The organism is Streptomyces sp. NPDC090045, assembly GCF_044747975.1.
GTDB lineage: Bacteria > Actinomycetota > Actinomycetes > Streptomycetales > Streptomycetaceae > Streptomyces.
On sequence record NZ_JBIVFA010000006.1, the window covers coordinates 80,203 to 92,199 of the forward strand.

General features: G+C 70.9%; 12 protein-coding genes. 7 read left to right on the forward strand and 5 right to left on the reverse strand.

The window, feature by feature from the left end; all coding sequences use genetic code 11:
- Nucleotides 1-20: 20 nt before the first annotated feature.
- Both ACIPYQ_RS17970 and ACIPYQ_RS17975 read left to right on the forward strand, forming a co-directional pair.
- Nucleotides 21-1,847 (forward strand): acyl-CoA dehydrogenase, encoded by a 1,827-nt coding sequence (locus ACIPYQ_RS17970; RefSeq protein WP_401252041.1) that lies wholly within the window; start codon nucleotides 21-23, stop codon nucleotides 1,845-1,847.
- 171 nt (nucleotides 1,848-2,018) lie between these two features.
- Entirely contained in the window at nucleotides 2,019-2,747 is a 729-nt protein-coding gene (locus tag ACIPYQ_RS17975) for a hypothetical protein (RefSeq protein WP_361752665.1), read from the forward strand.
- A gap of 121 nt (nucleotides 2,748-2,868) precedes the next feature.
- Here ACIPYQ_RS17975 and ACIPYQ_RS17980 read toward each other — a convergent pair whose 3' ends face one another.
- On the reverse strand, nucleotides 2,869-4,086 hold the full coding sequence (locus ACIPYQ_RS17980) for an RNA-guided endonuclease InsQ/TnpB family protein (RefSeq protein ID WP_401252712.1): 1,218 nt from the start codon (nucleotides 4,084-4,086) through the stop codon (nucleotides 2,869-2,871).
- Nucleotides 4,087-4,232: 146 nt separating this feature from the next.
- On the opposite strand from ACIPYQ_RS17980, the gene ACIPYQ_RS17985 reads away from it, so the two are divergent.
- Entirely contained in the window at nucleotides 4,233-5,525 is a 1,293-nt protein-coding gene (locus ACIPYQ_RS17985) for a M18 family aminopeptidase (protein ID WP_319721533.1), read from the forward strand.
- A 19-nt stretch (nucleotides 5,526-5,544) separates the two neighbouring features.
- Here ACIPYQ_RS17985 and ACIPYQ_RS17990 read toward each other — a convergent pair whose 3' ends face one another.
- A complete protein-coding gene (locus ACIPYQ_RS17990; RefSeq protein WP_401252046.1) occupies nucleotides 5,545-7,392 on the reverse strand; it encodes an NHL domain-containing thioredoxin family protein in 1,848 nt (615 codons plus the stop codon).
- A gap of 133 nt (nucleotides 7,393-7,525) precedes the next feature.
- Between ACIPYQ_RS17990 and ACIPYQ_RS17995 the strand changes: the two genes are divergently transcribed.
- A complete protein-coding gene (locus ACIPYQ_RS17995) occupies nucleotides 7,526-8,080 on the forward strand; it encodes a Uma2 family endonuclease (protein WP_401252049.1) in 555 nt (184 codons plus the stop codon).
- 29 nt (nucleotides 8,081-8,109) lie between these two features.
- Nucleotides 8,110-8,751 carry an MSMEG_1061 family FMN-dependent PPOX-type flavoprotein gene (locus tag ACIPYQ_RS18000; RefSeq protein WP_401252051.1) on the forward strand — a complete coding sequence of 214 codons (642 nt, stop codon included), beginning with the start codon at nucleotides 8,110-8,112 and terminating at the stop codon, nucleotides 8,749-8,751.
- Here ACIPYQ_RS18000 and ACIPYQ_RS18005 read toward each other — a convergent pair.
- Together ACIPYQ_RS18005 and ACIPYQ_RS18010 are read right to left on the reverse strand one after the other, a co-directional pair.
- Nucleotides 8,742-9,269, reverse strand: coding sequence for a DUF4240 domain-containing protein (locus tag ACIPYQ_RS18005; protein ID WP_401252054.1), 528 nt, complete (start codon nucleotides 9,267-9,269; stop codon nucleotides 8,742-8,744). The two genes, ACIPYQ_RS18000 and ACIPYQ_RS18005, sit on opposite strands and share 10 nt — an antisense overlap.
- A gap of 28 nt (nucleotides 9,270-9,297) precedes the next feature.
- Nucleotides 9,298-10,101: a hypothetical protein gene (locus tag ACIPYQ_RS18010; RefSeq protein WP_401252057.1), complete on the reverse strand. Its 804-nt coding sequence runs from the start codon at nucleotides 10,099-10,101 to the stop codon at nucleotides 9,298-9,300.
- A gap of 32 nt (nucleotides 10,102-10,133) precedes the next feature.
- Between ACIPYQ_RS18010 and ACIPYQ_RS18015 the strand changes: the two genes are divergently transcribed.
- On the forward strand, nucleotides 10,134-10,637 hold the full coding sequence (locus ACIPYQ_RS18015) for an LURP-one-related/scramblase family protein (RefSeq protein WP_401252060.1): 504 nt from the start codon (nucleotides 10,134-10,136) through the stop codon (nucleotides 10,635-10,637).
- 115 nt (nucleotides 10,638-10,752) lie between these two features.
- On the forward strand, nucleotides 10,753-11,127 hold the full coding sequence (locus tag ACIPYQ_RS18020) for a hypothetical protein (protein ID WP_361752680.1): 375 nt from the start codon (nucleotides 10,753-10,755) through the stop codon (nucleotides 11,125-11,127).
- Nucleotides 11,128-11,132: 5 nt separating this feature from the next.
- Here the strand turns inward: ACIPYQ_RS18020 and ACIPYQ_RS18025 are convergent, their stop codons facing one another.
- On the reverse strand, nucleotides 11,133-11,912 hold the full coding sequence (locus ACIPYQ_RS18025; RefSeq protein ID WP_401252063.1) for a carbon-nitrogen family hydrolase: 780 nt from the start codon (nucleotides 11,910-11,912) through the stop codon (nucleotides 11,133-11,135).
- Between the last annotated feature and the right edge of the window lie 85 nt (nucleotides 11,913-11,997).

The following is an 11,997-nucleotide window of genomic DNA, read 5'->3' on the forward strand; positions in this document are numbered from 1 at the left end:
GCCTTAACGGAGCCGTCGCCATGGGGCACTACAAGTCGAATCTCCGCGACATCGAGTTCAACCTCTTCGAGGTGCTCGGCCGCGACAAGCAGTACGGCACCGGTCCGTTCGAGGAGATGGACACCGAGACCGCCAAGAGCGTCCTGTCCGAGCTCGCCCGCCTCGCGGAGAACGAGCTGGCCGAGTCCTTCGCGGACGCCGACCGCAAACCGCCGGTCTTCGACCCGGCCACCAACACCGCGCCGGTCCCGGCCTCCTTCAAGAAGAGCTACGAAGCCTTCATGGACTCGGAGTACTGGCGCCTGGGCCTGCCCGAGGAGATCGGCGGCACCACCTCGCCCCGCTCCCTGATCTGGGCCTACGCGGAGCTGCTGCTCGGCTCGAACCCGGCCATCTGGATGTACTCCTCCGGCCCGGCGTTCGCCGGCATCCTCTTCGAAGAGGGCAACGAGGCGCAGAAGAAGGTCGCCCAGATAGCCGTCGAGAAGCGCTGGGGCTCCACCATGGTCCTCACCGAGCCGGACGCCGGCTCGGACGTGGGCGCCGGCCGCACCAAGGCCGTCCAGCAGGACGACGGCTCCTGGCACATCGAGGGCGTGAAGCGCTTCATCACCTCGGGTGAGCACGACATGGAGGAGAACATCCTCCACTACGTCCTCGCGCGCCCCGAGGGCCACGGCCCGGGCACCAAGGGCCTGTCGCTCTTCCTCGTGCCGAAGTTCCACTTCGACTGGGAGACCGGCGAGCTGGGCGAGCGCAACGGCGTCTACGCCACGAACGTCGAGCACAAGATGGGCCTCAAGGCCTCCAACACGTGCGAGATGACCTTCGGCGACCAGCACCCCGCCAAGGGCTGGCTGATCGGCGACAAGCACGACGGCATCCGCCAGATGTTCATGATCATCGAGTTCGCCCGCATGATGGTCGGCACGAAGGCCATCGCCACCCTCTCCACCGGCTACCTCAACGCGCTGGAGTACGCCAAGGAGCGCGTGCAGGGCCCGGACCTGGCGAACTTCATGGACAAGACCGCGCCCAAGGTCACCATCACGCACCACCCCGACGTGCGCCGCTCGCTCATGACGCAGAAGGCGTACGCCGAGGGCATGCGCGCCCTCGTCCTGCACACCGCGACCGTCCAGGACGAGATCCAGGTCAAGCAGGCCGCGGGCGAGGACGCCTCCGCCCTCATCGGCCTGAACGACCTGCTCCTGCCGATCGTCAAGGGCTACGGCTCCGAGAAGTCGTACGAGCAGCTCGCGCAGTCCCTGCAGACCTTCGGCGGCTCCGGCTACCTGCAGGAGTACCCGATCGAGCAGTACATCCGCGACGCCAAGATCGACACCCTCTACGAGGGCACCACGGCCATCCAGGGCCAGGACTTCTTCTTCCGGAAGATCGTCCGCGACCAGGGCGCCTCGCTGAACCTGCTCTCCGAGACGATCAAGAAGTTCCTGGCCGAGGCCGTCGGCGGCGAGGAGCTGGCCGGCGCCCGCGACGCGCTCGCCAAGGCCGCCGTGGACCTCGAGGCCATCGTCGGCCAGATGATCGTCGACCTCACCGCCACCGGCGAAGACGTCAAGAACATCTACAAGGTCGGCCAGAACACCACCCGCCTGCTGATGGCCTCCGGCGACGTGGTCGTCGGATACCTGCTGCTCAGGGGCGCCGCCGTGGCCGCCGAGAAGCTCGCGACCGCCTCCGCGAAGGACGTCCCCTTCTACACCGGCAAGATCGCCGCCGCGAAGTTCTTCGCGGCCGAGGTCCTCCCGGGCGTCTCGGTCCAGCGCGCGCTGGCCGAGGCCGTCGACAACTCCCTCATGGAGCTCGACGAAGCCGCCTTCTAGGCTGCTCGCGGGCCGCGCGCCGGCCCGCCGCACCAGTACGCCGTGTACGCGCAGCGGCCGGGTCCCCCGCAAGGGGGTCCCGGCCGCTCGCGCATGCGCGTCCGGTCCGCCCCGGGGCCCCTGTCCTGCGGCTTTCCCCCGATGTCAGTCGTTCATGGGACGCTCGTACGCATGAGTCCACAGGATCAGCACGGCAGCAGGGGGTACTCCGTCCCCACCGGGCGCCCGTACGCCCTCAAGGAGCTGCAGGCGAGCCTGGGCAGTCTCGGCGACCACCTGCGCGAGCTGTACGAAGGCGCCCACCCCGCCGAGTACGACACCATCGCCGACGCGCTGTACGTGGCCTTCCAGACCGCCGCCGGACTCGCCCCCGCCAAGAGCTACACCGGCTGCTCCGAGCACCCCAACGGCGCCCTCGACCCCGAGGCACCCGACGGCTGGGGCCGCTGCCTCATCTGCAACGACCGGCGACGCCTCGGACAGCGCCACCGCGGCGGCCCCGCGCCCGCCCCCGCCGGGGAACAGCGCCGCCTCGGGTACCCCGTACCGGGGGGCCCGTACACCCTCCAGGCGCTGCGCGCGTGCGTGCGCACCGTAGAGGACCAGCGGTTCCACCTGGGCCTGTCCTCGCCCGCCGAGGACTTCGTCCGCATCGCCGACGACCTGCACCGCGCCTTCATCGTCGCCCGCGAACTGTCCCGCCCGCGCAACGCCTCCGGCTGCTCCGAGCACCCCGGTGCGCCCATCGACCCCGATGCACCCCCCGGTGAGGCCTGTATCTTCTGCGCCGGACGCAAGAGACGCGCGCAGCGCTCCCCGCAGACCCCGGAGATGCTCCCGCGCATCCGCCGGGGCGAGCGCAGACAACTGCAGCGCCGATTCGAGCGACCGCCGGGCTGAAAACCGACGGGACCGCGGAGGCAACGGGCGCGGAACCAGCTCTCCGGCTGTCGAACGGTCCGGTCATGACGAACATGAACCCGACCCTCGTTAAGGTGAACCACTTGGCTTCCTCCCCTCCCTAGCGGGAGGGGATTCCCACACTCACGCATGGGGATTCCTGTTTCGCCACGGACCGCCCCGACCGAGAGGAGGACTCCCGATGAGGTCTCACATCCGCTCCACAGGCAGCAGCCGCCAGCCCGGCGGCCAGAAGATTGATCGCGGCGTTCCCGTCCCGGTCGTGAGCGGTCCCGCAGCTCTCACAGGCCCACTCGCGGACGCTCAGTGGCATCGCGTCGGCGATCACCCCGCACGCCGAGCACAGCTTGGAACTGGGGAACCACCGGTCGACAGCGATCAGCTCGCGGCCGTACCAGGCTGTCTTGTACTCCAGCATCGACCGCAGCTCACGCCAGGCGGCGTCGCTGATGGAACGTGCCAGCTTGTGGTTCCGCAGCATGTTGGCGACCGTCAGATCCTCGATCACGAGCGTTTGGTTTTCGCGCACGAGACGAGTCGTCAGCTGGTGCAAGAAGTCCCGGCGCCGGTCGGCGATCCGGGCATGGATCCGCGCCACACGGGTGCGAGCCTTGATCCGGTTGTTGCTTCCCTTCTCCTTCCGCGACAGCGCTCGCTGCGCGCGGGCCAAACGCTCGCGGTCCTTCCTCTCATAACAGGGGTTGGGGATCTTCTCGCCGGTGGACAGGGTGAGCAGGGCCGTCAGTCCTGCGTCGATGCCGACCGCGTTCGTGGTGGCCCGCATCGGAGCCGGGGTGTCCTCGCACAGCAGCGAGACGTACCAGCGGCCGGCGCTGTCGCACGAGACCGTGACCGTGGACGGCGCCACCCCTTCCGGCAATGGGCGGGACCACACGATGTCCAAAGGCTCGTCCATCTTCGCCAGCCGCACCCGGCCCTCCGCGTAGCGGAACCCGCTGCGGGTGTACTCGGCGGAGGCACGCGACTTCCGCTTCGACTTGAATCGCGGGTACTGGGACCGCTTCTCCCAGAACGCAACGAACGACGACTGCAGGTGGCGCAACGCCTGCTGCAGCGGTACCGAGGACACCGTCGCCAGAAAGGCCAGTTCCTCGGTCTTCTTCCACGCGGTGAGCATGGCCGATGTCTGCCCGTAGCCCATCCGCTCGCCGCTCGCCTTCCAGGCCTCGGCACGGGCGGCGAGAGCAAGGTTGTACACCTTCCGCACGCACCCGAACGTCCGCGACAGTTCCACGGCCTGCGCGTCCGTCGGATAGAAACGGTACTTGAACGACCGCTTCACGGAAGGACACCCCATACCGCGGAGGCTACGGTCGGTCACGATCCGAACACAAGCACAGGTCACAGCCTCACGTTGCGGCACTTCGCCGCAGCGAGGCTCCGAGCCGGAACTGCGTTTCCTCACCCGGCTGAAGCCGGGGGCTTCCACACAAGGGAAATACGATGAGCTCTCCCGCCCGCTTCGACCGCGGCCACACCGACGATCTGATGACCTTCCTGACGGCCAGTCCGTCGCCGTACCACGCCGTGGCCAACGCGGCGGAGCGGCTGGAGAAGGCGGGCTTCAGGCAGTTGTCGGAAACGGACGCCTGGGATGCGGGCACCGGGGGCAAGTTCGTGCTCCGCGGCGGTGCGCTCATCGCCTGGTACGTCCCCGAAGGCGCGGCCGCGCACACCCCGTTCAGGATCGTCGGCGCACACACCGACTCCCCCAACCTGCGGGTCAAGCCGCAGCCGGACACGGGCTCCCAGGGCTGGCGGCAAATCGCCGTCGAGATCTACGGCGGCACCCTGCTCAACACCTGGCTGGACCGGGACCTGGGCCTCGCCGGGCGGTTGACCCTGCGCGACGGCAGCGAGCGCCTGGTCAACGTGGACCGCGCACTGCTGCGCGTGCCCCAACTCGCCGTGCATCTGGACCGGTCGGTGAACACCGACGGCCTCAAGCTCGACAAGCAGCGGCACATGCAGCCGATCTGGGGTCTGGGCGACGTGCACGAGGGCGACCTGATCGCCTTCCTGGAGGAGGAAGAGGGCCTGGAACAAGGCTCGGTGGCCGGCTGGGACCTGATGGTCCACTCCATCGAGCCGCCCGCCTACCTGGGCCGCGACCGCGAGCTGGTGGCCGGCCCGCGCATGGACAACCTGCTGTCGGTGCACGCCGGCGTCGCCGCGCTGGCGGCCGTCTCGGGCGCCGAGAAACTGGACCACATCCCGGTGCTGGCCGCCTTCGACCACGAGGAGAACGGCTCGCAGTCGGACACGGGCGCGGACGGCCCGCTGCTGGGGAACGTGCTGGAACGTTCAGTCTTCGCACGCGGAGGCTCGTACGAGGACCGCGCGCGGGCCTTCGCGGGCACCATCTGCCTGTCCTCGGACACCGGGCACGCCGTCCACCCCAACTACGGTGAACGGCACGACCCGACGCACCACCCGCGCGCCAACGGCGGCCCGATCCTGAAGGTCAACGTCAACCAGCGGTACGCGACGGACGGCAGCGGGCGCGCGGTGTTCGCGAGCGCGTGCGAGCGGGCCGGCGTGCCGTGGCAGACCTTCGTCTCCAACAACTCCATGCCGTGCGGCACGACGATCGGCCCGATCACGGCCGCCCGCCACGGCATCCAGACCGTGGACATCGGCGTCGCGATCCTGTCGATGCACAGCGCCCGCGAACTGTGCGGCGCGGACGACCCGTACCTCCTCGCCAACGCCCTGGTCGCCTTCCTGGAGGGCTGACCCCCAGGAAGGCGGTACGTCACTCCGCGCCGGCCTCGTCCATGCCTGCGAGGACGAGGGGCAGCCGGGCGGCGCCGTCGGCGGTGACGCGGACGGGCACCCCCCAGTCCTGCTGGTGGACGTGGCAGGCCGGGTACTCGTTGGCGGGGTCGTCGTCGCACGACGCCGCCATCGCGGAGACGTGCAGCACGCCCTCGGTGACCTCCGGGTTCAGCTCCAGCTCCCGGAACAGGTCGGTCCCGGCTCCCTCGCCCCCGGCGAGGAGTTCGGGCGGGGTCGAGGAGACGAGCAGCCGGGTGGACGGCCCGTAGCGGGTGTCGAGCTTCTGTCCGCCCGGCGCCTGGAACACCACGTCGAGCCGGAGCGTGCCGGCCGCCACCTCGGTGGCGGCCCGCTGCGTACGGTGGGCCACGGACTCGACCCGTACGGCCTCCTCCGGGAGCCGCAGCCGGGTCAGCCGGTGCCGGGCCGACTCGACGACCACGATGTCGTCGCCGACGAGCACGGCGTCGCTGGGCTCGCGCAGATCGGTGGCGAGCGTGGACACCTGCCCGGTGGCGGGGTCGTAGCGCCTCAGGGCGTGGTTGTACGTGTCGGACACCGCGACCGAGCCGTCGGGCAGGGCGGTCACCCCGAGCGGGTGCTGGAGCAGGGCCTGGCCCGCGTCCCCGTCCCGGTGCCCGAAGTCGAACAGGCCGGTGCCGACGGCGGACGTGACGGCGTAGCCGGTCTCGGTGGCGTGGACGTACCTGAGGGCGCTGGTCTCGGAGTCCGCGATCCACAGCCTGTCCCCGGCGGCCGCGAGCCCCGACGGCTGGGCGAACCAGGCCTCGGCGGCCGGCCCGTCGAGCAGCCCCTCGTTGGTGGTACCGGCGGCGACGGCGACGGTGCCGCTCTCCGGATCCCAGGTCCACAGCTGGTGCACGCCGGCCATGGCGATCCACACCCGGCCCTGCCACCAGGCCACGTCCCACGGCGAGGACAGGTCCACCTCCAGGGCGGGCCCCGAGGTGGGCGAGCCCTGCCACCACTGGCGCCCGGTTCCGGCGACGGTCTCCACGTGCCCGGTGGCCGGGTCGTAGGTCCGCAGGGCGTGGTTGACGGTATCGGCGACCACGACCTTGCCGTCGGGCAGCAGCGCCAGCCCCTGCGGCTCGCTGAAGGCGTCGCCGCCGAAGCCGCGCTCGCCGCTGCCGACGCGGCGGACGACGCTCTCCCCGTCCGCGCCCAGCTCGACGAGCTGGTGCCGCGTGGTGTCCGACACCAGCAGGTTCCCGCTCGGCAGCAGCAGCGCCTTCCCGGGGAACCGCAGGTCGCTCGCGACCGGCTCGGGCGCCACGTACGGCCCGTCCCCGCGCCGCAGCGTCCCCTTGGCCTCGTGCTCGGCCTCCAGCTCCTCGACCAGCTTCGCGAGGGCGTGGGCATGCCCCTCACCGGCGTGCTGGGCGACGATGTACCCCTCGGGGTCGATCACGACGAGCGTGGGCCAGGCCCGTACGGCGTACTGCTTCCAGGTCGCGAGCTCGGGATCGTCGAGGACCGGGTGGTGCACCTCGTACCGCTCGACGGCATCGACGACGGCGGCGTGCTCGGCCTCGTGCACGAACTTCGGCGAGTGCACGCCGATGATCACGACGGTGTCGCGGTGCTTCTCCTCCAGCTCGCGCAGCTCGTCGAGGACGTGCAGGCAGTTGATGCAGCAGAAGGTCCAGAAATCCAGGATCGCAATACGTCCCCGCAGGTCGGCGAGGGTCAGCTCCTTCCCTCCGGTGTTCAGCCAGCCACCCTTGCCGATCAGCTCGGGGGCACGGACACGGGCACGGCGGGGCGCGGGCGCGGGGGTGGGCGCCGGGGCGACATCGTTCATGCTTCAAGCTTGCCATCCGGGTATGAACGCCGGGTCACAGGTTCCGGTGCACCCGCAGGGGTGACGACGGGCCGACGGGACGCGTGGGAGGCTGGCCGCGGGCCGGGCCGGGCCGGGCAGGGGAGGCGTCCACGTGAGCACCGCGCGGGAGTACGGCGACGGAATCGATGCCGAGCTCGCTCTGAAGTACGCCGTGCAGCGGGTCCGCGGAGAGCGGGCAGAGGTGCTCGAAGGAGTCATCGACTACGTGCCGCCCGGCTGGGACCACGAACACGCACGGAGCGTCCTGCGACAGCAGCTGGCGGAAGCCGTCGGCCGGCTGAGGTGCATCGCGGGCTCCGGAGACCTGGACCTGCCGGGGTCGCTGAACTGGTACGTCCCCGACCTTGCGGTCGTGCCCGAGCACCTCACGCGGGGAGCAGGCGCCTTGGTGCCTGGTCAGACCCTCCTGATTGCCGAAGTCACCTCGGAGTCGAGTGTGCAGACCGACCGGGTCGTGAAGCGCAAGCGGTACGCCGAGTACGGCGCCCCCTTGTACCTGCTGGTCGACCGCGCGGAGCAGACGGTCACGCTGTTCGCCGAGCCCGGGCGGCTCGGGTACACGAAGGTCGACGGCCCCCACCCCTACGGGACGCCGGTGCGGCTGCCCGAGCCGTTCGGGATCGAGCTCGACACCAGCGGGCTCTAGTCGGTGACCGCCCGGTAGCGTGCGGGGGCGTGACGATATTCGATGCCGTGAACGCCACCGCCGTCCGGAGCACCGAGCAGTTGCGCGAGCTGTACGAGGAGCCGGGCGAGATGGCCCGGCGCAAGGCCGTGGACCGGATCCACGAGGCCGCCCGGGCGGTCATCGGGCGGTCGTCGCTGGTGTTCGTCGCCAGTGCCGGCGCCGACGGGAGCTGCGACGTGACGCCCCGGGGCGGTCCGCCCGGATTCGTGGCCGTCCTCGACGAGTTCACCCTCGCCCTCCCCGACGCCACCGGCAACAAGCGGCTCGACACCGCCCACAACATCGTGGAGACGGGCCGGGCCGGTCTGATCTTCGTCATCCCCGGCCGGGCCACCACGCTGCGCGTGAACGGACGCGCCTGTGTCTCCGCCGATCCGCGGCTGCTGGAGCAGCTGACGGCCGTCGGCAAACCCCCGCGCAGCGCGATCGTCGTGGCGGTCGAGGAGGCGTACCAGCACTGCCCGAAGGCGTTCCTGCGCGGCAACGCGTGGAAGCCCGGGCAGTGGCTCGCCGAGGACGCGGCCCCGAGCTCCGCCGAGATCACGCTCTCCCACCTGGACCTGCCCGGCCTGACGATCGAGGAAATCCGCCGGCAGGAGCGCGAGACGCTGCTGTACCGCTACGAATAGTCGAAGAGGGCGCTCAGGAGCGGCAGACGGGGCGCGAGTTCGGCCGTGTCGTCGAAGTCGAAGTCCCAGGACGGGTCCAGGGGCGGGTAGCTGATCGTGAAGGAGTCCGCCGGGAGCTCGCGGCCGGTGGCGGACTCGTAGGCGGTCCAGGCGATCGAGAGCGCCTCCTCGTCCCACAGCTCGTGGCCGTCGGCCGCGGCCTCGCGGACCGCCGGATGGGCCGCCAGGGAGTCCGGGTCGGCCAGGGCCGCCTCGAAGGCGTCCCGGCCCTGCGTGAGCAGCCAGCCGCGGAAGTAGTCGAAGCCGTCGTCCGAGCAGCCGCCGTTGATCACGTAGGCCGCGGCCCAGAGCGGGCTGCGGTAGGACTCCGCCAGCAGGTCCCACAGCACCTGCTGCGCCGCGGCTATCTCCGCCGCCGGCCGGGCGGCCAGCAACTCCGCGGCCCGCCCCGCCACCTCGTCCGCCGCGGTGCCCGCGCGGGCCGTCTCGATCAACTGCCAGAACGTCTGCTTGTCCATGGGAAAAGCCTGGCACCCGGCACTGACATCAACCGAGGAAGGAGTGGAGAGATCTTGTGAGCGATGTGATGAAGGTGTTCTGGACCTCCGTCGGGAGGAGGTCCAGGGACAGGTACGGGTTCAGGTCCTCCAGTTCGACGAGGAGGAGTTCGCCCGACGGGGCGCGGCAGGCGTCGACGCGCTGGATGCCGTGGTCGAGGGTGTTCCAGGCGATGAAGGCGCGGGCGAAGGCCAGGTCCGCCTCGGTCGGGGTGTAGGGCTCCAGCTCCCAGCGGCGGGCCGGGTCCGGGGCGTGGAGCGCGTACTGGAAGGTGTCGTCGACGAAGTAGAAGGACACCTCGTACGTGAAGTCGATGCGCGGCTGGATCAGCACGGCCCCGGCCGGGCCGTCCGGCGTGGCGGTGAAGGTGAGGCCGATGGAGTCGGCGCCCTGCTTCGGCTTGACCGCGTAGGTGGGGACCTGCGGCAGCTCCGCCAGCCGGGCCGGGTCGTCGATCGTCGGGATGACCGGGTAGCCGGCGGCCGTCAGGTCGAGGAGGTACTGCTTGCCCGCCATGTCGGCGCGGCCGGTGAGCGGGTTGTAGACCGGCGTGCCGGCGGCGAGGGCGGCGGCGCGGAAGGAGTCGTAGGCCTCCTGGTAGTGCAGGACCGGGCCGCTGTTGCGGACGATCACCGCGTCGAAGCCCAGCGGGAGGAGCGTCTCCGCGTCCGCGGGGTGGCACAGGGCCAGGTCGAAGTCGGCCCGCAGCCGGGAGGTGAGGAATATGTCCTCGTCGCAGTAGCGGCGGCCGCGTGCGGGGTACGCCAGGTCGGTCACGTAGAGCAGGGGCATGAGGGCAACCTATCGCGGGCACTGATCAGCGCATGAAATACCTCGTACGGGACAAAATGCTGGCCATCGGGGACGATTACTGGATCGAGGACGAGGACGGCCGGCACGCCTTCCTCGTCGACGGGAAGGCGCTGCGCTTCCGGGACACGCTGGAGCTGAAGGATCCGGACGGGCTGATCCTGATCACCCTGCGGGAGAAGCTGTTCACCCTGCGGGACGCGATGACCCTGGAGCGGGACGATCGGCGGCTCGCGGTGATCCGCCGCAAGCGGCTCTCGCTGCTGCGCAACCACTTCCGCGTGACCATGGCCGAGGGCACCGAGCTCGACGTCAGCGGGCGGATCCTGGACAGGGAGTTCAAGGTCGAGTACGACGGGGAGCTGCTCGCGCTGGTCTCGCGGCAGTGGTACCGGGTCCGCGAGACGTACGCGGTGGACGTGGTCCGCGAGGACGCGGACGCGGCGCTGCTGGTCGCGGTCGCGGTGTGCGTGATCCGGATGGCCGAGAAGGAGCGGGAGGACGCCCTCCTGGACTGAGCGGAACTGAGTACGCGGCCCACCGGAGGCTGAGCATCCGCGCTCATGCCGGGGCGGCGGGCCGGCGGCGAGGATTGTGGGCGTCCCCCCTCGATCACCACGGAAGGAACCCCCGGTGCGCCCCGACGCCTATGCGGCTCTCTACGGTCCGTGGCAGCCCGCGCAGCAGGTCCGCGTACCCGTCGGCAAGGATCGGCGCGGCGTCGTCGCGCTCGCGGCCCTGCTGTGGGTGGTCACCGCCCTGTCGGTCTCCGTGGTGGGCGGGCTCCTGTCCATCGCGCTGATCTGGGGTGCGGCGGCCGGGCAGCCGATCGGCGAGCTGGTCCCGTGGCTCCTTCCCCTCCCGGCCGGCGCCGTCGGGCTCACCGCGCTGGCCCGGGCTCCCGGAATCCGCCGGCTGGCCGCGTCGAGCCGTCTGCTCCTGCTCGGTGCGCTGGCCTGCCCCGTTCCCACCGTCCTCGCGGTCTGGCTCTGGTTCCTCGCCGGCTGACCGGGTCAGCGGCTCAGGCGGCGGTCCTTCAGGGCCGGGAACTGGGCGCGGGTGTCGGAGACCTTGGCCGGGTCCAGGTCCACGGTGAGGACCGCCTCGCCGGGGCCGGCCTCCGCCAGGACCTCGCCCCACGGGTCCACCACCAGGCTGTGCCCGGCCTGCTCCACGCCCGCGTGGGTGCCGGCCAGTCCGCACGCCAGGACGTACGACTGGTCCTCGACGGCGCGCGCCCGGTTGAGCAGGGTCCAGTGCGACCGGCGGCGTGCGGGCCAGCCCGCCGCGACGACCATCGTGGTGGCCCCGGCGTCGACCAGGCCGCGGAAGAGTTCCGGGAAGCGCAGGTCGTAGCAGGTGGCGATGCCGAGGGTCTGCTCCGGCAGCTCCACCGTGGTCAGGGAGTCGCCCGGCGACATGAGCACCGCCTCGCCCTGGTCGAAGCCGAAGCGGTGGATCTTCCGGTAGGTGGCGGCCAGCTCGCCCGCGGGGGAGAGGACGAGGGCGGTGTTGTAGAGGGAGCCGTCGCCCGCGCGCTCCACGACCGAGCCCGCGTGCAGCCAGACGCCGGCGTCGCGGGCGGCCTTGGACATGGCCTCGTAGGTCGGGCCGTCCAGGGGTTCGGCCTCGGTCTCGAACTGCTCGTAGGCGAACGCGCCGACGGGCCACAGTTCCGGCAGCACGACGAGGTCGGAGTCCGCCTGCTCGCGTACGAGCTCGGCCACGCGGGCACGTCGGGAAGTCACCGACTCGCCCTCGTTCACTGCGATTTGGATCAGCGAGGCGCGCACACTACCACCGTCCTGGCGTTCAAGCCGTCAACTCGGGCCTACGATCGTCACACGAAAGCACTGCCGGGGTGCTCACCGGCAGCGT

What these genes read in the sequence shown, in the direction of transcription:
- ACIPYQ_RS18015 (WP_401252060.1), top strand. Translation starts at nt 10,134, where the DNA reads ATGAAATACCTCGTACGGGACAAAATGCTGGCCATCGGGGACGATTAC.
- ACIPYQ_RS17990 (WP_401252046.1), bottom strand. Translation starts at nt 7,392, where the DNA reads ATGAACGATGTCGCCCCGGCGCCCACCCCCGCGCCCGCGCCCCGCCGT.
- ACIPYQ_RS17980 (WP_401252712.1), bottom strand. Translation starts at nt 4,086, where the DNA reads ATGGGGTGTCCTTCCGTGAAGCGGTCGTTCAAGTACCGTTTCTATCCG.
- ACIPYQ_RS18010 (WP_401252057.1), bottom strand. Translation starts at nt 10,101, where the DNA reads ATGCCCCTGCTCTACGTGACCGACCTGGCGTACCCCGCACGCGGCCGC.
- ACIPYQ_RS18005 (WP_401252054.1), bottom strand. Translation starts at nt 9,269, where the DNA reads ATGGACAAGCAGACGTTCTGGCAGTTGATCGAGACGGCCCGCGCGGGC.
- ACIPYQ_RS17970 (WP_401252041.1), top strand. Translation starts at nt 21, where the DNA reads ATGGGGCACTACAAGTCGAATCTCCGCGACATCGAGTTCAACCTCTTC.
- ACIPYQ_RS17985 (WP_319721533.1), top strand. Translation starts at nt 4,233, where the DNA reads ATGAGCTCTCCCGCCCGCTTCGACCGCGGCCACACCGACGATCTGATG.
- ACIPYQ_RS17975 (WP_361752665.1), top strand. Translation starts at nt 2,019, where the DNA reads ATGAGTCCACAGGATCAGCACGGCAGCAGGGGGTACTCCGTCCCCACC.